Consider the following 25,528-nt stretch of genomic DNA (forward strand, 5'->3'; position numbering starts at 1 on the left):
TTTTAGCGATGGGCGCTTGAACGGGGCATGAACGGGGAAGGGATCAGGCGCTGGCGGTTTTGTCTATCAACCGTTTCTCGCCATCGTCGGTAAGCGCGACGTAGATGAAATGGCCCTCGGTCACCTTGGTGCGCAGGGGAAGGTCGCGGGATTTGGTCCAGGCTTCCATCCCGACCTTGATCGAGGTGTTTCCGATCCTGTCGATCCAGGTATAGACGCAAAAGACATCGCCGACCCGGACGGGGGCGATAAAACTCATGGCTTCCACGGCAACCGTGGCGACGCGCCCGCCAACGTTTTCAACCGCGCAGATCGCACCGGCGATGTCCATCTGGCTCATCACCCAGCCGCCGAAGATGTCGCCGGCGCCGTTGGTATCGGCGGGCATGGGCATTGTGCGGATGGTCATGGCGCCGCGGGGCTCGGGGGCATGGTCTTTCATGGTCAAGGTCCTTTCACCGGCCAGCGGCCGACAGCTTCTTCCCAGTGTTTGCGGCAGAGTGAGAGATATACCGATTTTTCGATGGAAACCTGATCGCCGTCGGTCAGGACACGGCCATTCATATCCTGCCGCACGACCATTGTCGCCTTGGCTCCACAGGTGCAGATGGTGCGGATTTCGCGCAGGGTGTCGGCGGTGGCCAGCAGTTCCATGGAGCCGGGGAACAGCTTGCCCTGAAAATCGGTGCGCAAGCCGTAGCACATGACGGGTATGCCGAGCCGGTCGGCAACGCGGGCGAGTTGCCAGACCTGATCGCGGGTGAGGAACTGGGCCTCATCGACAAGGACGCAATCGACCTTGGATTCCTCCTCATGGTCGCGGACCGACTGATAGAGGTCGTCCTGGTCGGCATAGAGCAGGGCCGGCTCGGCAATGCCGATGCGTGAGCGGATCAGCCCCACGCCGTCCTCGACGTAAAGGGCGGAGGTGTAGAGCAGGGGGCGCATGCCGCGCTCGCGATAATTGTGGGCCGCCTGCAGCAGCAGGGTGGACTTGCCCGCATTCATCGCGGCGTAGGAGAAATAGAGCTTGGCCACGGGCCGTCCCGAAACTGTGAGTGACAGCCGGTTGTAACCCGAGAGGGCGGGGTGGCGGACCCAGCGACGATATCTTCCACAGGAAAAGAAAACGGTCGCCGGGGCGGGCGACCGAAAGGTGGTGCCGAATGGGGTATCGGCGTCGGGCTGACCGGCGGGGTATGCCGGTTGCGGAGACGACCGTAATATTGTCTCATGACGCTGGTATGACGTCTGAGCCACGCCCCGCCGGTTCACCTGCCGTTCAGTTGACACCATGCACAAGAGCGGGTGTTGACATATCTCAATCCTCGCGGAGTTCACCTCAAATGGCGCGTTTCTTTCGCTCCTTGCCCAAACTGGTCTCTGTTATGCTGGCACTGGTGGCCGCGGCGCCGGTGATGGCGCAGGAACAGTTCAACCCCATCGGGCTGTGGGAACCCGACAACAAGGAGTCCCGCTACGAGTTCACCTATTGCGGGGACAATGGCGACCGGCTATGCGCGGAACTGGTGTGGATCCAGGAGGACAAGAAGGACGCGCGCAACACCAAATACCTGAACACCTACATGTTCTCCAATGCGCGGCACATCCGGCTCAACCAGTGGCAGGGGACGGTGACGCTGGAGGGGTTCAATATCGGGGGCACGGTGACCCAGACCAACAACAACACGATTCGGCTCGAAGCCTGCGCGCTGTTCGTGATCTGCGAGAACATCCGGCTCAAGCGGGTTCAATAACCGGCCGTCGTCGCAGATTGGGCAGCAGTTCGACCAGCAGCACGGCGGCAAAGATCATGGCAACGCCGAAATAGCCGATAAATTCCAGTCGCTCGCCGAGAATGAGGGCGCCGCCGAGCGCGGCGAACAGGCTTTCGGCCGACAGGATGATGGCGGCGTTGGCGGGCGGCACGTGTTGCTGGCCAACGGCCTGCAGGGTGAAGCCCACAGCCGTCGAGAGGGCTCCGGCGTAAAGGATTTCGACCCATCCGGTCGACAGGGCCGAAAGTGTCGGGGCCTCGAAGGCGAAAGCGCCAAGGCTGCCCAGCATGCCGGCTATTAGAAAACTCATCGAGGAGATGAAAATGGGCCGGGCGGTTTCCCGCGCCAGATAGCCGAGCAGGAGGACGTGCAGCGCCCAGAAGACGGCGCTGCCGATGACCAGGCCGTCGCCGGTGTTGAGGCGGTCGAGGCGGGCGCCATTGAGCAGGAACAGCCCGATCAGGGCCACGGGCACGCCGAGCCAGACCACCTTATGGGGCGGCTGGCGGAAAACCAGGAGCAGGATGACGGGCACGAAAAGCACGTAGAGCCCGGTCAGGAAGCCCGAATTGGTGACGGTGGTGAACAGCAATCCATATTGCTGGAGAATGGCGCCGCCGAAGAAATTGAGGCTCATGAAGATGATGAGCGCCCATTGCCGCCCTGTCAGCCTTTGTGGTTGGCGGGCGTTTTCGCGCAGGGCGAGTGGCAGGATGAGCAGACCGCCAAGCAGGAACCGCGCGCCGGTGAAGGTGAGCGGCCCCATGGCGTCCATCGCCGATTTCTGGGCGATGAAGGCAAAGCCCCAGATGGCGGTGGCCACAAGCAGGCAGAATAGCGCAAGCGAACGGGACATGGGGAACTCGATGGTCAGCGATCAGGTCGGTCGCCGACTGGTACCCGGTTCGGCCGTTCCGCTCAAGCGCGACGGTCAGCTCGCTATGTATTCGCGCAGGGCTCCTGCCTCCTGCTCGGCCTCTTCGATCTTGCGCTTGACCAGATCGCCGATCGAGATGATGCCGATAAGCTGGCCGTTTTCAACGACCGGCAGATGGCGGAAACGCCCCTGGGACATGATGTTCATCGCGCTGTCGACGGTGTCGGTCCGGGAGCAGGTTCTTGGCGCGCGGGTCATCAGGGTGGATACGGACTTGGCCCGGAAGCCCTCGGCGCTGCCGGCAAGGTGGCGGACAATGTCGCGCTCGGAAATGATGCCTTCCACCTTGCCATTGTCGACCACGACAACGGCGCCGATGTTGTGGCGAGCCAGCGTGGCGATCAGCTCGCCGATTGTGGAGTCGGACGGCACCGTCACGACATCACTGCCTTTGATGGTCAGGATCGATTCAACAAACATGGCCTCTATCTCCTCATCACCAATGCTCAGCTTGCCTCTTGAAGTGTAAACGCGCAAGAGCGCGCAATGGTCGACAAATTGGCGATTGACAGTGGCACCGGCATGGCGGGGTGTGCGATCACCGGCTATAGAGTGAACCCGGATCGCCATATTCACATAGAGAAATGTCATGGGACTTATTTCGGATGCCCTGTCGCGCGTGCAGCCTTCCGCGACCGTGGGGATCAGCCAGCTTGCCCGCCAGATGGCGCAGGCCGGAAAGGACGTTATAGCGCTTTCGGCCGGTGAGCCCGATTTCGATACGCCCGAGCATGTGCGCAGGGCGGGGATCGACGCCATCGAGCGGGGCGAAACCCGCTATACAAATGTCGAGGGGATTACCGAGCTCAAGGAAGCGGTGGCGGCGAAATTCCGGCGCGACAATGGGCTCGATGTATCGGCAGATGATTGTTTCGTTTCAGCGGGCGGCAAACAGATCATCTTCAACGCGTTGATCGCCACGCTCAATCCCGGTGACGAGGTGGTGGTGCCGGTGCCCTATTGGGTGAGCTATCCCGAGATCGTGCGCCTGGCCGGTGCCGAGCCGGTGTTTGCACAGGCGAGCCAGGAGACAGGCTTCAAGCTGACGCCGGAGGCGCTCGAGGCGGCGATTTCGGACAGGACCAAATGGCTGATCCTCAATACGCCGTCGAACCCGTCTGGCGCCGCCTACACGCGCGAGGAACTGGCGGGTCTGACCGAAGTGCTCATGCGGCATCCGCACGTCCACATTCTCACCGACGACATCTATGAGGTGCTGGTTTATGACGGGCGCAGCTTTGCGACGATCGCCCAGGTCGAACCGCGCCTGATGGCGCGAACGGTCACCATGAACGGTGTATCGAAATCCCATGCCATGACGGGTTGGCGCATCGGCTATTGCACGGGGCCAAGGGAAATTCTCAAGGCCATGCTCAAGCTCCAGAGCCAGTCGACGACCAATCCCCCCTCGATTTCGCAATGGGCGGCCGTGGAAGCGCTCAACGGGCCGCAGGGGTTTCTGGCCGATTGGCGGGAAACGTTCCAGAAGCGGCGCGACTATGTGGTGGGGCGGCTCAACGCGCTCGAAGGGCTCGATTGCCTCGTGCCGGAAGGGGCGTTCTATGTGTTCCCCTCATGCGAGGGGCTGATCGGTAAAACCAGCGCCGGTGGGCGAAATCTGGCAACCGATGAGGACGTGGTGATGGCGCTGCTCGAGGAGAATGGCGTTGCGCTGGTGCATGGTTCGGCCTTCGGCCTGCCGGGGCATTTCCGCATTTCCTACGCGGCGTCCGACGCGGAGCTGACCAAGGCCATGGATCGGATCGAGGCGTTCTGCGCGGGTGTGCATTGAACAAAAAAAGAGGCTCCGTCCGAAGACGGAGCCTTGATCGAGGGCCGAAGCCCTAATCTCTCAGTTTACGACCCTGCCGAGGGAGGAGGAGACGGCCCAGGTCGGTTGAGCGAAGGATGTGGGAGGAGGATACATCGTTCACTCGGGTGCCGGGAGCAAGGGGCCCAGGGAGGAGGAGAGGGCGCGTCGCTCATCGACGAGACGAATATGCGCTTCGCCGGCCCTCGCAACAATAAGCAAAAGCGCATACCAGCTATGCAATAGGCATGTTTGGATTGGTGGTGAAAATTTAGGCATATGTGCGTTGCCCAAAATGAAAGAGGCCCTGCCGAGGAGGGTCGGCAGGGCCTCTGAACTGTCGGCCGCATTCGAGGGAGGAGGATTCGAATTACGGCCTTAGGAGCGTTCAGGGAGGGAGGAGGAGGAACCCATCCCGCTCTTGTCGTCACGACGCAGGGGGCTTTGGGAGGAGGAGGAAAAGCGCGCCGCGTCAGTGACGGTCTGTATATGCCATTCTAATCACGACTTGAAAAGTCGTCTAATGACATGGCAGCCATGCATTTTGTGCAAGTCCTGGCGAGAGGTATGCACAAAGGGTGGGCAGGACTGGCGATCAGGCAAAAAAAGAAGCCCCGCTCGAGGGGAGAGCGGGGCCAGGACGAGAAGCAAGCTCCTCGTTAGGAGGGAACATCAAACGCGCCCAAAGGGAGGAGGAAAGACGCGCAATGTCTGGCGGGTAGGTAGAGATTAGATGGCGCCGCGACAACCCCGTTAAGGTTATGCCAGCCATGCATTGGGTGCATGACTATGCCTATTTGGGAGGCAAGATGCCTGTTTTCCTTACATAAATTTGTATGCAGGGTCGTGCGGGGGCGGCCAAAAAAATTTTATGCAGTGCCGCTCATGCGTTCTCGCGCACGTGCGAAGCGGCCTGAAAAATGGGGTGAGACGCCCGGGGTGGGGTCAGTATTGCCAGTCGCGCGCCTTGTCGACGAGAAAATCCCGGAAGACCCCGACTCGCTTGGAGCTCTTGAGCGCTGGCGGGTAGACGAAATAGGTCTCGAATTCGGGAAGGTCGATATCGGGGAGCACTCGCCTGAGGCTCGGCTCTTCCTCGGTAATGTAGTCGGGCAGCATGGCAATGCCGATTCCCTGACGGCAGGCCTGCATCATGCCGTAGATGGCATTGACCTTGAGGGTGGTCCGCCGGGGCGAATTGTCGGGGCGGCCTATGCGTTCGAGAAAATTGACATCGCCCAGATAGGAGGGTGAAGGCTCGCCGAAGGTTATGATCTTGTGTGCGTCGAGGTCTTCGATCGATTTCGGCGCGCCGTTTTCGGCGAGATAGCTTTCGGACGCATAGATGTGAAAGTGGACGGTGAACAGCTTGCGCTGAATCATCTCCGACTGGTTGGGCCTGTGCAGGCGAATGGCCACGTCGGCCTCGCGCATGGCCAGATCGAGCTCGGCGTCGTTGAGTTTGATCTCGAGCTGGATGGTGGGATAGAGCGTCACAAATTCATGGATGCGCTTGGTCAGCCAGGTCGAGCCGAACCCCACGGTGGTGGTGACCAGGAGAGGTCCTGTGGGGACGTCCTGGCTTTCGGTCATCTGGGCCTGGACCGACTGAAGTTCCCAGGCCATGCGATGTGCCGTGCGGAAAAGCTGTTCGCCCACTTCGGTGAGGACGAGCCCGCGGGCATGGCGAATGAAGAGCTTGAGGCCAAGATCCTCCTCAAGCGCGGATATCTGCCGGGAAACGGCGGACTGGGACATGCCGAGCTTTTCGGCCGAATGGGTGAAGCTTCCCGATTCGGCGGCGACATGGAATATGCGCAGCTTGTCCCAGTCGAGCATCCCCATGTCCCCTCTTTGTAGCGCCGTTCGCGGGGGATCCGTGAACGGCGATCAGTCGTGGTTCGCCCGTATTATTCCGCGGCTTCGGCCATCTCATGGGCCGCAAGATAGCGCTCGGCTTCGAGCGCCGCCATGCAGCCCATGCCAGCGGCGGTTACCGCCTGGCGATAGACATCGTCGGTCACATCGCCCGCCGCGAAGACGCCCGGCACCGAGGTTGCGGTGCTGTCGGGGGCGGTGACGATATAGCCGCCATGCTTGGTTTCGAGCTTACCGTTGAAGATTTCGGTGGCAGGAGCGTGACCGATGGCGACGAAAATGCCATCGACTTCAATTTCATGGGTCTGATCGGTCGTCACGTCACGCAACAGGGCGCCGCGAACCGAGGGGGGCATGTTGTCGCCCCTGACCTCATCGAGCACGGTGTTCCAGCGCACCTCGATCTTGGGATGCTTGAACAGGCGCTGCTGCATGATCTTTTCGGCGGTGAACTGGTCGCGGCGGTGGGCGATGATGACCTTGGAGGCGAAATTGGTCAGGAACAGCGCTTCCTCGACGGCGGTATTGCCGCCGCCGATCACCAGGACCGTCTTGTCGCGGTAGAAAAAACCGTCGCAAGTGGCGCAGGCGGATACGCCGAACCCCTTGAACTTTTCTTCGGTCGGAAGGCCGAGCCATTTGGCCTGTGCGCCGGTGGCGATGATGACGCTGTCGGCGGTGTAGGTCTTGCCGCTGTCGCCGGTCAGCCGGAAGGGACGGATGGAAAAATCGACATCGACGATCAGGTCGTTTTCCATCCTGGTGCCCATATTTTCGGCCTGGGCGCGCATCTGCTCGACCAGCCAGGGCCCCTGGATAGGGTCGGCGAAACCGGGATAGTTCTCGACGTCGGTGGTGATGGTGAGCTGACCGCCCGGCTGCATGCCAGCGATCATGAGTGGTTCGAGCATGGCGCGGGCGGCATAGATGGCGGCCGTATAGCCAGCCGGGCCCGAGCCGATGATTATGGTCTTGGCGTGCATTGTGTCGTGCCGATCAATTTGCGTTCGGAACAAATATGGCACGGTACCCCGAGGTTACAAGCGCGCGTGCCACTTGGCAGGGGAAAACCCGGTATGCTGAGGCGAAATTGCATCAAAGGGCGAGCGGACCTGCAACCAAGTCCGCCCGGCCGGATCAAATGAAGGCAATCTTGAGGATTTCGTAGCCGCGCGCGCCGCCGGGAGCGGTCACCTCGATCGAATCGCCGACCGATTTGCCGATCAGGGCGCGGGCGATTGGCGAGGAAATCGAGATGCGGCCGGCAGAGGCATCGGCCTCGGCATCGCCCACGATCTGGTAGGTCTTTTCCTCGTCAGTGTCCTCGTCGACCATGGTCACGGTCGCGCCGAATTTGACGGTCGAGCCTGAAAGCTTGGAAACGTCGACGATCTCGGCCATGGCCAGCATGGATTCGAGCTCCATGATGCGGCCTTCATTGTGGCTCTGCTGTTCCTTGGCCGCATGATATTCGGCGTTCTCGGAAAGGTCGCCATGGGCGCGCGCTTCGGAAATCGCCTCAATGATCGTACGGCGTTCGACGCCGGCGCGGCGTTCGAGTTCGGCTACAAGTGCGGCGTGTCCCGCCACTGTCATGGGGACTTTGTCCATTTCGGCCAATCCCTCCTATCAATTACAAAATACGTTGAAACGCATATCGATATCCGCGCCGACTTCACGTCAGCGGATTCGACCTACGCTTTCGGGAAACTTACCTGCGGGAGGTTGCCTGTACCGGCCATGATGGTCAAGGCCAATCGGTGGGCATTCCCCCGCGCCTCCGCGGTGCACCGGCACATATGGGGCTTTGTGCGGCGGCTGCAAGTGTCCCTCGAAATTCCCGACTGCCCAAAGAAAAGGACGCAAACCGGTAGCGGTCTGCGCCCTGTTCCCGTTGCCCGGCCAATGAGCCGGGCTAAGCTCATTTGGCGGATGCCGAACTAGTCGGCAGCGACCAGGTTGCCGGCGGCCGATTTGCCGGTGCGCTTGTCCTTGACGATTTCGTAGGAGATCTTCTGGCCTTCATCCAGACCGGTCATGCCGGAATTCTGAACTGCAGAGATGTGGACGAAAACGTCCGCTCCACCCTCGTCAGGCTGGATGAAACCGTAGCCCTTCTGGGTGTTGAACCATTTGACAGTGCCGGTTGCCATGGCTTTGTCCTTTCACGTCGTGCTGTCCGGAGCTCGATCCGGCCCGATTGGACCGGCGCTCCAAGTCCTTGTTTTGTCGTGCGGTCGAACCGAAAAAGTCTGCAACTTTCTTCCGGCCGCACTCTAATGGGGGTTTGCCGCCCCCGGGGTATATCGAAGTCTTGGTTCAGGACGTCAGCAGGCGTTAAAGACGCACGGCTAGATCGGTCGGCCGCAATTTCGATCCAGTTTTTTTAGAAGAAATGGCCGAAATATTCAAGCACTTGTAAAAAATCGGTTCGGTAAAAAATTTTCGCTGGCCGTAACACTGTTGTTAGGATTGAAAGATGGTATGGCCCCTGCTGACATGTCAGTATTGCATACCTTTGTGGTAGAGAAGATGGCTCGTCGTCCAAGTATATCTGTTCGGCAGACGGGTTTTCAAACTGCGCTGCTCGTCATTGGCTAAGGGTCGCGGACGCGCTAAGCATCGGCGGCGATGCTCCTAGAAAAGGTCCGGGCCAACCAAATGATGACGACACGCCATGATTTCCGCTCCGACACTGTGACGCAGCCCGATGCGGGTATGCGTGCTGCGATGGCGTCCGCCCCGGTGGGTGACGATGTTTATGGCGAGGACGAGACGGTCGCCGCGCTGGAAGCCAAGGTTGCCGAGCTGACGGGGAAGCCCGAGGGCGTGTTCGTGCCCTCGGGTACGCAATCGAATTTGATCGCGCTGATGAGCCATTGCGGGCGCGGGGACGAATTTATCGCCGGGCAGGATGCCCATTCCTACAAGTATGAGGGCGGCGGTGCCGCGGTTTTGGGGTCGATCCAGCCCCAACCCATCGAAAATGCGCCCGATGGCTCACTGCCACTCGACAAGATCGAGGCGGCCATCAAACCCGACGACATCCATTTCGCCCGTACCCGGTTGCTGGCTCTGGAAAACACCATAGGCGGCAAGGTGCTGCCGCAGAGTTATGTGGGCGACGCCGTGGCGCTGGCGCGACGACGTGGGCTGGCGACCCATCTCGATGGCGCGCGGATCGCCAATGCGGCGGTGGCTTCAAACCGAAGCGTCAGGGAATTGGCCGAAGGGTTCGACAGCGTTTCGGTGTGCCTGTCCAAGGGGTTGGGTGCGCCGGTCGGCTCGGTGCTGGTGGGGGATGCGGATTTCATCGGCAAGGCAAGGCGGCTGCGCAAGATGCTGGGCGGAGGCATGCGGCAGGCGGGTATTATCGCAGCGGCCGGGCTTTATGCGCTCGAACACAATGTTGCCCGGCTGGCCGAAGACCACGCACGGGCCCGGAGGCTGGCCGAGGGGCTGGCGCGGTATGAAGCGCTAAGGGTCGAGATGCCGCAGACCAACATCGTTTTTGTCACGGCCGATGGTTCTGTTGCAAAGGGTTTTGCCGACCATATGGCGGGTGCGGGGATACTGGTTTCGGGCCGCTATGGGCAGCAGCGCTGGGTGACGCACAAGGATATCGGCGATGAGGCGATAGAGGCGGCATTGGACACAGTGGGAAAATTCTTCGCGAGCCTTTGATCTTGCCACTTGCGTTTTGCCGCGCGCGGGCGCATTTCCCCGCGCGCCGGCATGTGCCGGTTTTCCGGATTGCCACAGAAATTGACAACGACTTCCCTGTCTTCAGGCGACCTTATCGTCGATCGCCGGGCCCTTTACGCCCAAATGCTGGCCGAGGCCGGCGAATTTTCATCCGCTGCCGATCTGATGGAGCAGGCGCTGAGCGACGCACCTGGTTGGGCGGCCGGCTGGATGATGGCGGGGGATTTTCATCTCAAGGCCGAGGCGCTGGGCAGTGCAATTGCCGCCTGGCAGCGGGCGGCGGAGCACGATCCTTCCGGTGCGCTCGGCGCGCAGATGCATCTGGCGGCGCATGGGATTGGCGCAATCGAGCCGCAGGTGCAGGGGGCCTATGTCGAAGCGCTGTTCGACCAGTATGCCGGACGGTTTGAAGAGTCGTTGCTGCAAAAGCTCGACTATGTCGTTCCGGGCCGGCTGATGGGGTTGCTCGGAGAAACCATGAGCGAACTCGGCATCGACGGGTTCGCGCGCGGCCTCGATCTGGGCTGCGGCACCGGATTGATGGGGGAACGGTTGCGGCATGTGGTGTCGCACCTTACCGGCGTGGACATTTCTGCGGCCATGGTGGCCGAGACGCGCGACAAGGTGATCTATGATGGCGTGGAACGCGCCGAACTGCTCGATTTTCTCGGCGCGAACGGGCGCGTCGCCGATATCGTGACGGCAGCGGACGTGTTCATGTACTGCCCCGCTCTGCCACCGATTTTTGCGTTGGTGGGAAAAATATTGCGGCCCGGCGGCATTTTCGCGTTCTCGGTCGAACGCCATGATGGCGAGGAATTGCAATGGCTGCAGGCCTCGCTGCGCTTTGCGCATAACGGGGACGCGATCAGGCGGGCTCTGGCCAATGCGGGACTGGATGTGCTGCGCGTGAGCGAGGAGACGATCCGCAGCGACCGCGGCCAGCCGGTCGCAGGACTTTTGTTCGTCGCGCGCAAGCCCGAAGGCCGCGATGGGCTGGAGGTCTCAGACATCGACAACGAAATCGGAATGCCGGTTGCGCCGATAAACTGAGAAAGTTCCGGGGCGCCCGCGCGCCCCGGATGGCGTGTCAGATGTTCAGATTGCACGCCTTGCGAATGGCGATCTGGACCGGCGACGGGGGCAGGGCCGGATCGAAACCGTGCGCGGGCATCAGCGGCGGCTGGGCCATGAACTTGACGCCGCTTCCCCTGTTGGGCTGGGCCGCGTGAACCAGGAAGGGGTGGCAGAGATAGACCGTTCCGGCTGGGCCGGTCGCCAGCGCTTGAGGACATTTTTCCGTATCGGCGAAATTGCCGGCGATCATCTGGTGCATGGTCGCTCCATCCTCCCCATAGGGCAGGAGGAAGCGCGCCATATCCATATGCGAGCCGACGCGAATGCGGGTGGGGGCATCGTCTTCTTCGACGTCCGAGAACAGGAACAGCATCAAAAGGGCACGGCCCTTGGTTTTGATGTTGGCCCGGATGGAAAAGAAGTCGTTGGGATCGTCGGTGGGCAGCATATAGCTGGCGTCGATATGCCAGCCATCGTCGCCCGGGGCCTCCTTTGAGGGAAACCGGATGGGGAATGTGCCAAGACCCTGCGGCGCAAGCCAGCGGCCTTCTCCCACCAACTGATCGTAGGCGGAATGCAGGGGCGGGGTATTGGCCGCTTCGCGGAAAGGCGCATCGGCATAGCCGCCGAGGCGGATTACCGGCTTTGTCCAGGTGGAGGGGTCGTCGGGGTCGCAGCCGGTGTCGCGCCAGAGGATGGCACGCGCTTGCTCGGCGGTTTGCCGGGAGAAGGCATCGTCGATCCTGACGAAGCCGTCGGTGACGAAAGAGTCGACCTGCGCCGGAGTGAGCGCGGTTGATATATCAGGCATTTGGAAAGTCCATAAGTTCGCAATGCCGCCAAAGGCAGCGTGCGGGCCGTCAATCGGCCCGGCTCAATTGCTTCCGGCAAGGAAGCGCCAATCAGGCGCTCAGGAAGACGGCGAACTTGTTGGACATCATCATGGCCGCAACAATAGCCAATCGGAGCGTTTGGTCAACGCTCGACGCCAGCCAGCAGCGGGTATGTCCCGCCAGCGATTTCGAGGCGGAAAGGGCACCGGGGCGCCCTTGCCATTTATGCTGCGAAATAATCCTGCAGTGCCTTTACGGTCAGATTGCCGCTGCGATAGGCGATGATGCCTTCGGCGGCTGCTACGGCACCTGGGATGGTGGTGTAGTAGGGCACCTTGCTCATCAGGGCCGCGCGGCGGATGTCTCGGCTGTCGGAAACGGCCTTGGCGCCATCGGTGGTGTTGATGACCAGTTGCACCTCACCGTTCTTGATCGCATCGACGATGTGCGGGCGCCCTTCGAGCACCTTGTTGATCTTGGTGCATTCGATGCCCTGTTGGGCCAGGAACCGCTGGGTGCCGCCGGTGGCGATGACCTTGAACCCGGCATTGGCAAGATCGCGGACGGATTCCACGATCGCGCCCTTGTCCTCGTCGCGAACCGAAACGAAGACGGTGCCCTCGCGCGGAACTTTGGTGCCGCCGCCAAGCTGGGACTTGGCGAAGGCGGTGGCATAATCTGTATCAAGACCAATGACTTCGCCGGTCGACTTCATCTCCGGCCCGAGAACCGTATCGACGCCGGGGAAGCGGGCAAAGGGGAAGACGGCTTCCTTGATGCCGATGTGCTTGATTTCGCGTTCCTCGAGATTGAAGGCAGCGAGTTTTTCGCCGGCCATGATGCGGGCGGCGATCTTGGCGATCGGATAGCCGATAACCTTGGCAACGAACGGCACCGTACGCGAGGCGCGCGGGTTCACCTCGAGGACGTAGAGCGTGCCGTCCTTCAGCGCGAACTGAACGTTCATCAACCCGCCGACATTGAGCGCGCGGGCCATTTCGGCGGCCTGGCGCTTGAGTTCGGCGATGATTTCGGGGCTCAGCGAATGGGGCGGGAGCGAACAGGCGCTGTCGCCCGAGTGGATGCCCGCTTCCTCGATATGCTCCATGATGCCGGCGACGAACACGTCGGTGCCGTCGCACAGGCAATCGACGTCGATTTCGGTCGCGCCCTGCAGGTAGCTGTCGAACAGGAGCGGGTTGGCGGCAAGGACCGAATTGATCTGGCCGGTCTTGTCGTTGGGGTATTTGTGCCGGATTTCGGGCGGCACAAGCTCGGTCAGCGTCGACTGGACGTAGCGCTCGAAATCGTCAGCCGAATGGCAGATCATCATGGCGCGGCCGCCCAGCACGTTGGACGGACGGATGACCAGTGGGAAGCCCAGGCCTTCGGCAACGATGCGGGACTGTTCGAGCGAATAGGCGATGCCGTTGCGTGGCTGGGTGAGATCGAGCCGGTTCAGGAGCTTCATGAACTGGTCGCGATCCTCGGCCAGATCGATTTTGTCGGGCTGGGTGCCCAGGATAGGGATACCGGCGCGTTCGATGGCGTTGGCGAGTTTGAGGGGCGTCTGGCCGCCGAACTGGACGATGACGCCGTGCAGCGTTCCGTTCTGCTGCTCGGTCTTGAGAATTTCGAGAACATCTTCCTCGGTCAGCGGCTCGAAATAGAGGCGGTCGGAGGTGTCGTAATCGGTGGAGACGGTTTCGGGATTGCAGTTGACCATGATGGTCTCATAACCGGCATCGGACAGCGCGAAGGCGGCGTGGCAGCAGCAATAATCGAACTCGATGCCCTGGCCGATCCGGTTGGGACCGCCGCCGAGGATCACGACCTTCTTGCGGTCGGACGGGTTGGCCTCATCGGCGACGGCACCGGCGAAGGGCGCTTCATAGGTCGAATACATATAGGCCGTGGGTGAAGCGAATTCGGCGGCGGAGGTGTCGATGCGCTTGTAAACCGGGCGCACATTGAGGGCGTGGCGGTGGGTGCGCACCTCCTTTGCGGTCTTGCCGGAAAGCTCGGCCAGGCGGGCGTCGGAAAAGCCCATTGCCTTGAGACCGCGCATCTGGCCGTCGGTTTCGGGCAGGCCGAATTCGCGCACCTTGGCCTCGGTATCGACAATGGCCTGAAGCTGTTCGAGGAACCAGGGGTCGATATGGCAGGCATCAAAGATCATCTGGTGATCGTAGCCGCGCCGCATGGCTTCGGCGACCCAGAGCAAACGGTCGGGCGTGGGCGTGCCAAGAGCAGCCTTGACCGCATTCTTGTCGTCGCCTTCGCCAAGGCCGGGAATGCCGATTTCGTTGAGGCCGGTGAGACCGGTTTCGAGCGAGCGCAGGGCCTTTTGCAGGGATTCGGGGAATGTGCGGCCAATCGCCATGGCTTCGCCGACCGATTTCATGGAGGTGGTCAGGCGGTTGTCGGCGCCGGGGAATTTCTCGAAGGCAAAGCGCGGGATCTTGGTGACGACATAGTCGATGGTCGGCTCGAACGAAGCCGGGGTTGCGCCGCCGGTGATGTCGTTTTCAAGCTCGTCGAGGGTGTAGCCGACGGCGAGGCGCGCAGCGACCTTGGCGATGGGGAAGCCGGTGGCCTTGGAGGCCAGGGCCGAGGAGCGCGACACGCGCGGGTTCATCTCGATGACGATCATGCGGCCATCGGCAGGGTTGATGGCGAACTGGACATTCGAGCCGCCGGTTTCCACCCCGATCTCGCGCAGCACCGCCAAAGAGGCGTCGCGCATGATCTGGTATTCCTTGTCGGTCAGCGTCAGGGCCGGGGCGACGGTGATGGAATCGCCGGTATGGACGCCCATGGGATCGATGTTTTCGATCGAGCAGACGATGATGCAGTTGTCCTTTTTGTCGCGGACCACTTCCATCTCGTATTCTTTCCAGCCGAGGACGGATTCCTCGATCAGGACTTCATTGGTGGGCGAGGCATCGATGCCGCTTTCGCAGATGGCGAGATATTCCTCGCGGTTGTAGGCGATGCCGCCGCCGGTGCCGCCGAGCGTAAAGGACGGGCGGATGATGGCGGGCAGGCCGATATCTTCGAGGGCTTGCAGCGATTCGATGGTGTTGTGGGCGAGCCGCGAGCGTGGCGTATCGAGCCCGATCTTGGTCATGGCGTCGCGGAACAGCTCGCGGTCCTCGGCCTTGTCGATGGCTTCGGCATTGGCGCCGATCATTTCGACGCCGAATTTCTCAAGCACGCCCATCTTGTTGAGCGAGAGGGCGCAATTGAGCGCAGTCTGGCCGCCCATGGTGGGGAGCAGCGCGTCGGGGCGCTCCTTTTCGATGATCTTGGCGACGACTTCGGGGGTGATGGGCTCCATATAGGTGGCGTCGGCGACATCGGGATCGGTCATGATCGTCGCCGGATTGGAGTTCACCAGGATAATGCGATAGCCTTCTTCGCGCAGCGCCTTGCAAGCCTGCGTTCCCGAATAATCGAACTCGCAGGCCTGGCCGATAATGATCGGTCCAGCCCCGATGATGAGGATGGATTTGATGTCTGTGCGTTTGGGCATGTGATACTTCTCGTACGGCAAGCGCGCGGCAGGAAAGCTGTCGCGCGTCGGACGGATCTTGGATTCTGTTGGCTAAGCGGTCTCCTTAGAGCAACCTTGTATGGATTTCCAGCGTTAAGGAGCGGATTCTTTTGCTCCTGATTGTCGCGGACCGATTTTACGGCCCATCGGGGTGGCGCAATCGGGCTACAGCGATACAGTGCTCAGGACCTCCCAACGCCGTTCGATCGATTGCGGCGCATCATTTACAAGTCAAAGCAAGGAGCGCCGCCATGACGCAGCAGAGCTTTATCGAATTTTCGGATGGCAACACGATTCCGCAGGTCGGGCTCGGGACGTGGAAGCTCGACAGCGCAAACATGCAGGGTGTTGTGGAAGCGGCCATCGGTGCCGGTTACCGGCATTTCGATACAGCCTATGCCTATCGCAACGAAGCGGCGCTGGGTGCTGCCCTCAAGGCGTCGGGGATTGGTGAAGACGAAGTGTTCGTCACCAGCAAGCTGCCGAGCGGGCGGCATGGCTATGATTCGACGCTCAAGACCTTCGACGAGACCATGGCCAATCTGGGGGTCGACGTGCTCGATCTTTATCTCATTCACTGGCCGATGCCCAAGACCGGCAATTTCGTCGATACGTTCAAGGCGTTCATCAAGCTCAAGGAGGATGGCCGGATCAGGTCGATCGGGGTGTCCAATTTCCATCAGGCGCATCTGGAGAAGCTGATGGAAGAGACGGGCGTGACGCCGGTGGTCAACCAGATCGAGCTGTCACCTGTATTCCAGCAAAAAGAGCTTCGGGCCTTCAACGACAAGCATGGCATCAGGACGGAAAGCTGGAGCCCGCTGGGGCGAGGAGATGTTCTGGAAAGCCCCGCGATCAGGGAGATCGCGCAAAAGCATGGCCGTACGGCAGGCCAGGTCACCATTCGCTGGCATATCCAGAATGGGCTGATCGTCATTCCGAAATCGGCCAACCCGCAGCGGATAGCGGAAAACTTTGGCGTTTTCGATTTTGAACTGGATGCGGAGGACATGGGAAAGATCGCAACGCTGGATAGCGCCGATGGGCGGACTGGCGTCAATCCCGATGAGGGCGAATTCCTGCAGGTTTGATTGGGCGAACCCTGCCGGGAACCGGATTTTATGGTAGATTTGGACCGCGCTTGCATAAGGGAGGTGCGGGGTGAACCGTAATGAGACCGTCGATGCGTGGATGGCTGGCTACGACAACCCGATGAAGCCGGTTGTCGAGGCGGTGCGAACGATAGTGCTGGCGGCCGACCCGCGAGTCCAGGAAACCATAAAGTGGCAAGCGCCGACCTTTGTCTACAAAGGCAATATCGCGAGCTTTTTTCCCAAGTCCAAAAAGCATGCGAGCCTGATGTTTCATCAGGGTGCGTCGATCCCAGGCGATTTCGCCAGCCTTGAAGGCGAGGCAAAGGATGGGCGCACGATGAAATTTGCCGATCTCGACGATGTCGCGGCCAAGGCCGACGATCTGAGGCGCGTGGTCATCGCCTGGTGCGAGATGCAGGATCACAAATAGAGCTTGAAGCCCTCATGGCTCCTTGAAAAGCCGAGGCGCTCGTAAAAGCGGTGCGCGTCGGTCCTTTTCTTGTTCGAGGTGAGCTGTACCATCGCGCAGCCCCTCTGCTTTGCCATCCCAACGGCCCAGGCCATCATCTTTTCGCCGATCCGCTTGTTGCGGTGCTCGGGGGAGACGTGAACACCTTCGATAGTGCAGCGCCACGCGCCGCGGCGGAAAATGCCGGGCGTGAAGGTGAGTTGGAAGGTTCCCACACTGACGGCGTCGGTTTCAGCGACCAGCAGGACCTGATTGGGATCGGAGCTAATGGCTTGAAAGGCTGCCAGATAGTCGGGGCCTTGCGCCTGGGCGGGATCATCGATCAGGTCCAGCACCGTGTCGTGAGCGATCAGCCCGACGATGAAGGGCAAATCATCGATTGTGGCGTTGCGGATGGCAAGGTCGGACATGGGGCATCTCCTGAACGGCGCGCCCATGTTTCACGATTCGCGGTTGCTCGGCAGCCGGGACGTTGCCTAGCCCCGTGCGAGCCAGCAAGCGATCGTGGTGGATTACGGACAATCTGATTGGGGCATCGCAAGGCGATCAGGACTGAGCCAGGGCGATGAGCGCCCTTGTATCGACACCGGGCGGGAGCGTGCCCATTGTATGGCCCCAATCGCCGCCGAGGCGAGTTGCGGCGAAGACTTCGCCTGCGACGGGCGTGGGGCCGCGCAACAGAAGGCTGGCCTGGAGCAACAGCGCCATGGTTTCGGTGAGGCGGCGGGCCTGGGATTCATCGGGCGGCTGAGTGAGGGTGGCTTCCAGCCCGGTGAGAGCGGTATCGAAGGCGACCTGGGCACCGCGCGCGCTGTTCAGTTCGGCCATCAGCGCTTCGACGGCTCCCGGTGACCTGGCGATGGTCCGCATGACATCGAGGGCGATAACGTTGCCCGAGCCCTCCCAGATCGCGTTGAGGGGGGCCTCGCGGTAGAGCCAGGGCATTGGCGTATCCTCGATGTATCCCATGCCGCCCAGCGCCTCCATCGCTTCGCCGGTGACCAGCGGACAGCGCCTGTTGTTGAGATATTTGGCGAGCGCCACGGAAAGGCGGGCAAAGCCTGCCTCCCTGTCATCGAACGCCCTGGCGACCCGCATGGAAAGGGTCAACGCACCGAGCCATTCAAGCGTCAGGTCGGCCAGCACCGAAGCCATCAGCGGCTGATCGATGAGTGTCTTGCCGAAGGTCTTGCGGTGGCCCGACCAATAGAGTGCTTCGATCAGCGCCCGTCGCATCAGGCCGGCCGGAGCGACGGCCGTATCGAGGCGGGTATGGTGGACCATTTCCAGGATCGTACGGACACCATCGCCGGGCGCGCCGAGCATTTGGGCATGGGCGCCGTGATATTCGATCTCGGCGGAGGCATTGGCGCGATTGCCGAGCTTGGACTTCAAGCGCATCAGGTGGATGGCATTGAGCGCGCCGTCGGGCAGGCGCCGGGGGACGAGAAAGCAGGAAAGTCCCTCCGGTCGTTGAGCGAGAGTCAGAAAGGCATCGGACATCGGCGCCGAACAGAACCATTTGTGCCCGAAAAGGCGGTAGGCGCCATCGGCAGGCTCGGCGATGGTCCGGTTGGCGCGGACATCGGAGCCGCCCTGCTTTTCCGTCATTGCCATACCGATGGTGGTGGCGGTCTTTCCGGCGATGGGGGTATCGGCGGGATCGTAGGCCGGAACGCTTGCAAGGCGCGCGAGGTCGGCTGCCAGCCCCTCATGACGACGCAGGACCGGAATGGCGGCGTAGGTCATGGTCATCGGGCAGCAGGTGCCGGGCTCGATCTGGCTGGCCAGATATACCATGGCAGCGTGCGCCGCGTGGCCGCCCGGCCGCGAGCCGGCCCAGGGCAGGGCGGCATATCCGGCCCCAAGCCCCAGTTCCAGAAGGCGATGATAGGCCTCGGGATAGACAATCGTGTCGATCCGCCGCCCCCCGGTGTCGAAGCGCTCAAGCACCGGGCCGGGACCGGTGGCGAGACGCTGGCCGTCGGTCACCGTATCGGACCGGCCCAGGTGATCGGCCAAATGGCGTGGGGGCGTTTGATCGGCAGGAACGAGCGCTCGCAGCACCGGATCGCCTTCCCACAGGGGTAAGGCGCCGCGTGGGGGCGGCTGGTTGGTGACCGCAAAGGGATCGACAGTGCTCATGCATCTTCTCCACCAGCGATTGGACCTCCGGCGGGACTTCGCGTCAATCGGCTGGAGGAACCTTTCGTTCCGGATCCCCGTTTTCCGCGGGCGGGCGGTTATTGAAAGGAATTGAAAAGATGGATGAGCGGGAACGCGAAACTGTTGTTGTCACCAATGGTGGCGGGGGCGGGGGCGGAGGATTGATCTTTGCTGTCATCATCGGGCTGGTCGTGGTCATCGGCGTCATATATTTCGTCAACGTCAATTCCGGCGGCGAGGGCGGAACGGTGTCCGTCGACGTGCCGGCGGTGGACGTAGCGGAATAATGGCGCAAGCGGGCGCTGTTGAACGGCTCGTGCTGGACGACGATGGCCGGTTTCCCAACAGCGCGCTTGGCGTCCTGGTCTATCGCGCGGCGATCGAGGAAGGCGCCTCGGCCGAGGCGTTCAAAACCCTGTTTTCGCGAAATGGCTGGCCGGCCCAATGGGTCGGCTCGATTTTCGGGTATCATCACTATCACTCGACTGCCCATGAGGTGCTCGGCGTTGCCAGTGGCAACGCGCGGATCGCACTGGGCGGTCCGCAGGGGCGTGTCGTTGAAGTCAGGGACGGTGATGCGGTCGTGATCCCGGCAGGGGTTGCCCATAAGCTTGAAAGCTCGAGCGCTGATTTTGCTGTGGTTGGAGCGTACCCGCCGGGTCAGGATTGGGATATCCTTACGGGCGAAAAGGGTGAGCGCGAGACAGCGCTTGCCAATATTTCGAATGTACCGTTGCCCCAAACCGATCCGGTGCAGGGTGAAATCGGAACATTGCCTGGGGCCTGGAGCGAGGGATAGTCCATGAAATGGCGGGGACGTAAACGATCGTCCAATATCGAGGACAGACGCGGCGCGAGCGGTGGCATGTTCGGTCGTTCGTCGGGCATGGGAGGGTCTGGATTTCGCATTCCCACCGGCGGTCGATCCGGTGGCGGAATGGGGGTCGGGGTGATCGTCGTCATCCTGATTATCGGGGTGGCGCTCGGCATCAACCCCATGGCGTTGCTCGATGGCAGTCTGGGCACGGGAACGAGCGGTTCGGGCTCGGTCTCCCGGCCACTGCCTGAGGCAGGGGAGGACGATCTTGCCGATTTCGTCGCGGTTGTTGTTCAGGACACCGAGGATCTGTGGACCGAAGTGTTCATCGAGAACGGCATGACCTATGAGCCGGCCACTGTGGTGCTGTTTACCGATACCGATCAGTCGGCCTGTGGCCTGGCGGATGCCCGTACGGGACCATTTTACTGTCCCGGCGATCAGAATGTTTATATCGACCTGTCGTTTTACGAAACGCTGCGGAGCCAGTTCGGTGCGCCAGGCGATTTTGCACAGGCCTATGTGATTGCCCATGAAATCGGCCATCACGTTCAGAACCTGGTCGGCGTCTTGCCCGAATATTCCCGCGCCATCCAGTCTATGGGCCAGGAAGAGGCTAATGCCTATTCGGTGCGGATCGAGTTGCAGGCCGATTGCTATGCCGGGATATGGGCAAGCTATGTGGGCGAGGAAAATCTGCTTGAGAACGGCGATATCGAGGAGGCGATCAACGCTGCCGAACAGATCGGCGACGATGCCATCCAGAGCCGCACGCAAGGCGCTATCGTTCCCAAGACTTTCACGCACGGCAGCTCCGAACAGCGTCGGGATTGGTTCGCGCGCGGATACTCATCGGGAAATGTGGGACAGTGCGACACGTTTTCTGACGGGATCTAGAGCATTTCAGCGCTTCCTTGAATCGCTTCAATTGCTCTAAGTCTTTGTTTTATCGCGCTTCCGAACCGGATAAGTGGTAGCCACTTATCCTGGAAGCGCTCTAGGACGCTCGCTTGATCTGAAAAATGAAGGGCCTCAAGTTCTGATTCAACTTGAGACCCGGTTCATTTCGATTCCGGAACACCGGCCAAGCCGTTGTTCCGGAATCGGTTTTTGCTAAAGCGTGATGCGGTAGACGCCGAAACCGGCTTCGCTGGTTTCGCCGGTGGGTTCGATCGTGACGGCGGTGACGTCGGCGACGAGCTGCTCGGCGGCCGGGCCGGTTTCGAACAGGACGGTGGTGTCGCCGATTTCGGCCAGCGACCAGTTGCTGTCGGCAGCCGGATCGATCGTGCCCTGCTCGACGATGTAGCGCACGATCAGGTCGCGGTTGGTATCGGGTCCCATGAAGATGATCTTGTCGGGCCCGATGCCGGGGAAGCCGCCACCACCGCCGGCGCGGTAGTTGTTGGTGGCAACCACGAACTGTGCTTGGGGATCGATGGGCTGGCCGTCGAACATAAGATCGACAATGCGCTCGGCGGTTTCGTTCTCCAGCGCACCGCCGTCGGCGGCGTATTTGGACGGCTGGGTGACGTCGATCTTGTAGGTCACGCCGTCGATCACGTCGAAATTGTAGGACGGGAAGGACGGGTTGATGAGCGAGGCATCGCTGGACCCCGGCTCGACCTGGTTGAAGATGCCCGCGGAGCGCTCAAGCCATTCCTTGACATCGGCGCCGGTCAGCAACACGGCCTGGATCGTGTTGGGGTAGAGGTAGAGGTCGGCAACGTTGCGAATGGCGACGGGACCGACGGGGACGTCGGTGTAATAGTCCGGACCGCCGCGACCACCGGCCTTGAAAGGGGCAGCGGCCGAAATGATCGGAATGCCTTCCCATTCGGTGCCGGCCATCATCTGCTCGAGATAGGCCTTCTGGGCGATGTTGACGATCTGGACCGACGGATCGTCGGCCACCAGCGCGAAGTAGGAATGCAGCGCAGCGGCGGTTTCGCCCACCGGCCGGCGGACATAGTCGAGGGTGGCCTGGTGCTCCTCGTCAACCGCTTCGGCTACCGTGTCTTCGGATTCTACGGTCGGGGTAACAGCGCCGTCGACGCGCTCATAGATGGGACGCGCTTCGGACGTGTGGGAGAGGACAGACCATGCGCCCGCATCGTCGACTTCAAGGAGAAGATCGATAAGGCCCATATGGCTGCCCCAGAAGCCGGCCATGACGGCGGGCGTTCCGTTGAGCGTTCCGGCCTCGATATCGACGCCCTCGATCCCTTCATAGTCAGGACCGGGGAAGACCAGGTGCTGGTGGCCGGCGAGAACCACGTCGATGCCCTCGACCGCGCCAAGCTGGAGCGATACGTTTTCCTGCATCGGGCCTGAACCGATCTCGATGCCGCCATGGTTCATGGCGACGACGATATCGGCGCCTTCCTCGCGCATGATGGGGACGTAGTATTGTGCCGTTTCGATGATATCGCGCGGGGCAACCTTGCCGGCCAGATGCGCGGAATCCCAGGTCATGATCTGGGGCGGGACGAAGCCGATCAGGCCGATGCGGATGGTATGGGTCTGGCCCGCGCCATCGGTCAGTTCCTTTTCGACGATCACATAGGGATCAAAAAGCGTATCATCGTCGGAGATATTGTCGGGCAGGGTTTCACCGCGCACGACATTGGCGAGCACGACCGGATATTGCGCCCCGGCCATCGCCGTTTCAAGGAATTCGAGGCCGTAGTTGAATTCGTGGTTGCCGATGGTGCCCGCGTCGTAGCCCAGCGCGTTCATGGCCGCGATGGTGGGGTGGATGTCTTCTTCGTCGACGCCGCGTTCATAGGCGACGTAATCGCCCATGGGGCTGCCTTGGAGCATGTCGCCATTGTCGAGCAGGATGGCGTTGCCGGCTTCGGCGCGGATATTCTCGATGATCGAGGCGGTGCGCGCCATGCCGAGCGTGTTGTCCTCGCGATCTGCGTAATAGTCGTAAGGCAGCAGGTTGACGTGGATATCGGTGGTTTCGAGGATGCGCAGATGGGCCTGATTGGCCTGCGCCATCGCTGCGAACGGATGCATGACGACGGCGACCGCGCCGACCGAAGCCGTGCCCGCAAGAAAGGCGCGGCGGCTGATTGAAAGTTTGTGGTGCATGATGTCCCTCCGAAAGGACGCTGGGGTTTGTTGAATCACCAAGAATGATGCAAGGCGCTCGTCTCCCCATTGCCGCAGTTTTCTGACGGCCCGATGACGCGCGCATAGTCTTTTGTATCGCGCTTCCGAACCGGATAACCGGCAGCCGCTTATCCTGGAAGCGCTCATAGGTTCTTCCTTTTTTATCGTTTGGTCAAATTATGACAGTGGGCTTGTGGAAAATGGCGCAAAGAAAAAGGGCGGCCCGAAGACCGCCCTTGAGGATTGAAAACCGCGAACCGGTTATTCCGATACCAGCTCCATGCCCTTCTGCTCGCGCACCAGATTGATGAAGCGCTTGAAGAGGTAGTGGGCATCGTGAGGGCCGGGGGAGGCCTCGGGGTGGTACTGGACCGAAAAAATCGGCTTGCCCTCGACGGCCAGCCCCGCGTTCGATCCATCGAACAGCGAGGTGTGGGTTTCGACAACGCCGGCGGGCAGGCTGTCACGGTCGACGGCAAAGCCGTGGTTCATCGAGGTGATCTCGACCTTGCCGGTGGTCAGGTCCTTGACCGGATGGTTGGCGCCATGATGGCCCTGGTGCATCTTCTGGGTCTTGCCGCCAAGGGCGAGGCCCAGAAGCTGGTGGCCGAGGCAGATGCCGAAGACCGGCTTGCCGGTTTCCATGACCTTTTGAATGGTCGGCACGGCATATTCGCCGGTGGCAGCGGGATCGCCAGGGCCATTGGACAGGAAGACGCCATCGGGATTGTGCGCCATGATGTCCTCGACGCTCGCGGAGGCGGGAACGACCGTTACGCGGGCGCCCTGATCGGCGATGCAGCGCAGGATGTTGCGCTTGGCACCGTAGTCGATGGCAACGACGTGGAATTCAGGATCTTCGACGCGGCCATAGCCCTCGCCGAGCCGCCAGCGGGTCTCGTCCCATTTGTAGGTCTGGGTGGTCGAGACCTCCTTGGCAAGGTCAAGCCCTTCGAGGCCAGGGAACTGGTCGAGTTCGGCCTTGAGGGCCGCGTCGTCGAAATTGCCATCCGGCGAATGGGCGATAACGGCATCGGCCATGCCCTTTTCGCGGATAAGGGCGGTCAGAGCGCGGGTGTCGAGCCCGGCAATGCCGATGATGCCGCGCTTTTTGAGCCAGGCGTCGAGGCGCTCGGCGGCGCGATAGTTGGAGGGGTTGGTCACGTCGGCCTTGATGACGGCGCCGCGTATGCCCGAGGAGCCGGCCATGTTGACGGTCTCGATGTCTTCGTCGTTGGCGCCGACATTGCCGATGTGGGGGAAGGTGAAGGTGATGATCTGGCCCGCGTATGAGGGGTCGGTCAGGATTTCCTGATAGCCCGTCATGGCGGTGTTAAAGCACACTTCGCCGGCTGCCGTGCCCACGGCGCCGATGCCTCGGCCCTCGAGGCGCGTCCCATCGCGCAGGATGAGGACTGCGGTGGGTGCGGATTCTTTCCAACCGGACACGGGGCTTCTCCATTTTCGTGCATCAGAGCCATACGGCTCATGGCTTTATTTAGTCGCGCTTCCGAACCGAATAAATGGTGCCCACTTATTCTGGAAGTGCTCCAGTTCAGGCGTGCGGAACCTCCGGCCATTGTCGCCGTTTGGTGGTTCTCTTCCGCCCTATATTGAATTTGCGCGAACCTATTTGAAGGGCACGGCGCGGTCAACTGAGTCCTTTGGAAATGAAAATGTTGAAAATCAAAGGTTTGGCGCGAATTGAACAGGCGATTGGCTTTGCGGACACGCTTGGGCTATAGGAACGGCACCAAAACAGGACAACGAACCTCAAGGGAAACCGATCATGCGCGATCAGATCAGTGCTGCCATGAAGGACGCCATGAAGGCGCGCGACGGCCGCCGGACGACGACGCTGCGACTCATCAATGCTGCCATCAAGGACCGCGAAATCGCGGCACGGGGCGAGGGCAAGGATGGTATCGGAGACGAGGATATTCTCGCCATCCTGCAAAAGATGGTCAAGCAGCGCGAGGAATCGGCGGCGCTTTACGGCCAGAACGGGCGGCCCGAACTCGAAGCGCAGGAGCGCGAGGAAATCGAGATCATCAAGGAGTTCCTGCCCAAACCGCTGAGCGAAGCCGAGGTCGAGGCAGCGATCAAGGCGGCGATTTCGGAAACCGGAGCCGAGGGGCTGCGGGACATGGGCAAGGTCGTTGGCGTGCTCAAGGCGAAATATCCCGGACAGATCGATTTCGGGCAGGCCTCCAAACAGGTCAAGGCGCTGTTGGGTGCCTAGGTCCTGACCCTGGACTTTTCTCCTTTTGATATCAGGCGTATGGTTC

At 61.2% G+C, this 25,528-nt stretch carries 24 protein-coding genes; 10 read left to right on the forward strand and 14 right to left on the reverse strand.

Annotation, left to right across the window (positions count from 1 at the left end):
- Positions 1-43: 43 nt before the first annotated feature.
- Positions 44-442: an acyl-CoA thioesterase gene (locus ACP148_RS04250; protein ID WP_421951349.1), complete on the reverse strand. Its 399-nt coding sequence runs from the start codon at positions 440-442 to the stop codon at positions 44-46.
- Between the two features lie 2 nt (positions 443-444).
- Positions 445-1,038, reverse strand: coding sequence for a thymidine kinase (locus ACP148_RS04255; RefSeq protein ID WP_421951350.1), 594 nt, complete (start codon positions 1,036-1,038; stop codon positions 445-447).
- 308 nt (positions 1,039-1,346) lie between these two features.
- On the opposite strand from ACP148_RS04255, the gene ACP148_RS04260 reads away from it, so the two are divergent.
- Positions 1,347-1,757, forward strand: a complete 411-nt coding sequence (locus ACP148_RS04260) for a hypothetical protein (RefSeq protein ID WP_421951351.1) — start codon at positions 1,347-1,349, stop codon at positions 1,755-1,757.
- Here ACP148_RS04260 and ACP148_RS04265 read toward each other — a convergent pair.
- Both ACP148_RS04265 and ACP148_RS04270 read right to left on the reverse strand, forming a co-directional pair.
- Positions 1,741-2,634: a DMT family transporter gene (locus ACP148_RS04265; RefSeq protein WP_421951352.1), complete on the reverse strand. Its 894-nt coding sequence runs from the start codon at positions 2,632-2,634 to the stop codon at positions 1,741-1,743. The genes ACP148_RS04260 and ACP148_RS04265 overlap by 17 nt on opposite strands.
- 75 nt (positions 2,635-2,709) lie before the next feature.
- On the reverse strand, positions 2,710-3,135 hold the full coding sequence (locus ACP148_RS04270) for a CBS domain-containing protein (protein WP_421951353.1): 426 nt from the start codon (positions 3,133-3,135) through the stop codon (positions 2,710-2,712).
- 169 nt (positions 3,136-3,304) lie between these two features.
- Between ACP148_RS04270 and ACP148_RS04275 the strand changes: the two genes are divergently transcribed.
- Positions 3,305-4,507 carry a pyridoxal phosphate-dependent aminotransferase gene (locus ACP148_RS04275; RefSeq protein ID WP_421951354.1) on the forward strand — a complete coding sequence of 401 codons (1,203 nt, stop codon included), beginning with the start codon at positions 3,305-3,307 and terminating at the stop codon, positions 4,505-4,507.
- A 963-nt stretch (positions 4,508-5,470) separates the two neighbouring features.
- On the opposite strand, the gene ACP148_RS04280 is transcribed toward ACP148_RS04275, so the two are convergent.
- The 4 genes from ACP148_RS04280 to ACP148_RS04295 form a co-directional block, all read right to left on the reverse strand.
- Positions 5,471-6,370, reverse strand: a complete 900-nt coding sequence (locus tag ACP148_RS04280) for a LysR family transcriptional regulator (RefSeq protein ID WP_421951355.1) — start codon at positions 6,368-6,370, stop codon at positions 5,471-5,473.
- Between the two features lie 65 nt (positions 6,371-6,435).
- Positions 6,436-7,386 (reverse strand): thioredoxin-disulfide reductase, encoded by a 951-nt coding sequence (trxB, locus tag ACP148_RS04285; protein WP_421951356.1) that lies wholly within the window; start codon positions 7,384-7,386, stop codon positions 6,436-6,438.
- A gap of 154 nt (positions 7,387-7,540) precedes the next feature.
- A complete protein-coding gene (gene greA, locus ACP148_RS04290; RefSeq protein WP_421951357.1) occupies positions 7,541-8,014 on the reverse strand; it encodes a transcription elongation factor GreA in 474 nt (157 codons plus the stop codon).
- Between the two features lie 329 nt (positions 8,015-8,343).
- The gene (locus ACP148_RS04295) at positions 8,344-8,556 is read right to left on the reverse strand and encodes a cold-shock protein (protein ID WP_264226951.1); all 213 of its coding nucleotides are present in this window, start codon (positions 8,554-8,556) and stop codon (positions 8,344-8,346) included.
- 508 nt (positions 8,557-9,064) lie between these two features.
- On the opposite strand from ACP148_RS04295, the gene ltaE reads away from it, so the two are divergent.
- Positions 9,065-10,087, forward strand: coding sequence for a low-specificity L-threonine aldolase (ltaE, locus tag ACP148_RS04300; RefSeq protein ID WP_421951358.1), 1,023 nt, complete (start codon positions 9,065-9,067; stop codon positions 10,085-10,087).
- 81 nt (positions 10,088-10,168) lie between these two features.
- Positions 10,169-11,161, forward strand: a complete 993-nt coding sequence (locus ACP148_RS04305; RefSeq protein WP_421951359.1) for a methyltransferase domain-containing protein — start codon at positions 10,169-10,171, stop codon at positions 11,159-11,161.
- A gap of 37 nt (positions 11,162-11,198) precedes the next feature.
- On the opposite strand, the gene ACP148_RS04310 is transcribed toward ACP148_RS04305, so the two are convergent.
- The gene (locus ACP148_RS04310) at positions 11,199-11,996 is read right to left on the reverse strand and encodes a phytanoyl-CoA dioxygenase family protein (RefSeq protein WP_421951360.1); all 798 of its coding nucleotides are present in this window, start codon (positions 11,994-11,996) and stop codon (positions 11,199-11,201) included.
- A 245-nt stretch (positions 11,997-12,241) separates the two neighbouring features.
- Positions 12,242-15,553 (reverse strand): carbamoyl-phosphate synthase large subunit, encoded by a 3,312-nt coding sequence (gene carB, locus ACP148_RS04315; protein WP_421951361.1) that lies wholly within the window; start codon positions 15,551-15,553, stop codon positions 12,242-12,244.
- Positions 15,554-15,825: 272 nt separating this feature from the next.
- Here carB and ACP148_RS04320 point away from each other — a divergent pair, with 272 nt between their 5' ends.
- Entirely contained in the window at positions 15,826-16,665 is an 840-nt protein-coding gene (locus ACP148_RS04320; RefSeq protein WP_421951362.1) for an aldo/keto reductase, read from the forward strand.
- A gap of 70 nt (positions 16,666-16,735) precedes the next feature.
- Positions 16,736-17,098, forward strand: coding sequence for a DUF1801 domain-containing protein (locus ACP148_RS04325; protein ID WP_421951363.1), 363 nt, complete (start codon positions 16,736-16,738; stop codon positions 17,096-17,098).
- On the opposite strand, the gene ACP148_RS04330 is transcribed toward ACP148_RS04325, so the two are convergent.
- Together ACP148_RS04330 and ACP148_RS04335 are read right to left on the reverse strand one after the other, a co-directional pair.
- Complete coding sequence (locus tag ACP148_RS04330; protein ID WP_421951364.1) at positions 17,089-17,547, reverse strand: GNAT family N-acetyltransferase; 459 nt, start codon at positions 17,545-17,547, stop codon at positions 17,089-17,091. The two genes, ACP148_RS04325 and ACP148_RS04330, sit on opposite strands and share 10 nt — an antisense overlap.
- Before the next feature lie 136 nt (positions 17,548-17,683).
- Entirely contained in the window at positions 17,684-19,282 is a 1,599-nt protein-coding gene (locus tag ACP148_RS04335) for an acyl-CoA dehydrogenase family protein (protein WP_421951365.1), read from the reverse strand.
- Between the two features lie 119 nt (positions 19,283-19,401).
- Between ACP148_RS04335 and ACP148_RS04340 the strand changes: the two genes are divergently transcribed.
- From ACP148_RS04340 to ypfJ, 3 genes are read left to right on the forward strand one after another with little or no spacing between them, the layout of a single operon-like run.
- Positions 19,402-19,590, forward strand: coding sequence for a hypothetical protein (locus tag ACP148_RS04340; RefSeq protein WP_421951366.1), 189 nt, complete (start codon positions 19,402-19,404; stop codon positions 19,588-19,590).
- Entirely contained in the window at positions 19,590-20,102 is a 513-nt protein-coding gene (locus tag ACP148_RS04345) for a cupin domain-containing protein (protein WP_421951367.1), read from the forward strand. Before ACP148_RS04340 ends, ACP148_RS04345 begins: the two co-directional genes overlap by 1 nt.
- 3 nt (positions 20,103-20,105) lie before the next feature.
- Positions 20,106-21,017, forward strand: a complete 912-nt coding sequence (gene ypfJ, locus ACP148_RS04350) for a KPN_02809 family neutral zinc metallopeptidase (protein ID WP_421951368.1) — start codon at positions 20,106-20,108, stop codon at positions 21,015-21,017.
- Positions 21,018-21,233: 216 nt separating this feature from the next.
- On the opposite strand, the gene ACP148_RS04355 is transcribed toward ypfJ, so the two are convergent.
- Complete coding sequence (locus ACP148_RS04355) at positions 21,234-23,219, reverse strand: bifunctional 2',3'-cyclic-nucleotide 2'-phosphodiesterase/3'-nucleotidase (protein WP_421951369.1); 1,986 nt, start codon at positions 23,217-23,219, stop codon at positions 21,234-21,236.
- Positions 23,220-23,501: 282 nt separating this feature from the next.
- A complete protein-coding gene (carA, locus tag ACP148_RS04360; RefSeq protein ID WP_421951370.1) occupies positions 23,502-24,689 on the reverse strand; it encodes a glutamine-hydrolyzing carbamoyl-phosphate synthase small subunit in 1,188 nt (395 codons plus the stop codon).
- A 337-nt stretch (positions 24,690-25,026) separates the two neighbouring features.
- Here carA and ACP148_RS04365 point away from each other — a divergent pair, with 337 nt between their 5' ends.
- On the forward strand, positions 25,027-25,482 hold the full coding sequence (locus ACP148_RS04365; RefSeq protein ID WP_421951513.1) for a GatB/YqeY domain-containing protein: 456 nt from the start codon (positions 25,027-25,029) through the stop codon (positions 25,480-25,482).
- Positions 25,483-25,528 lie beyond the last annotated feature (46 nt).

Source organism: Pelagibacterium sp., assembly GCF_965249125.1.
Taxonomy (GTDB): Bacteria; Pseudomonadota; Alphaproteobacteria; order Rhizobiales; family Devosiaceae; genus Pelagibacterium.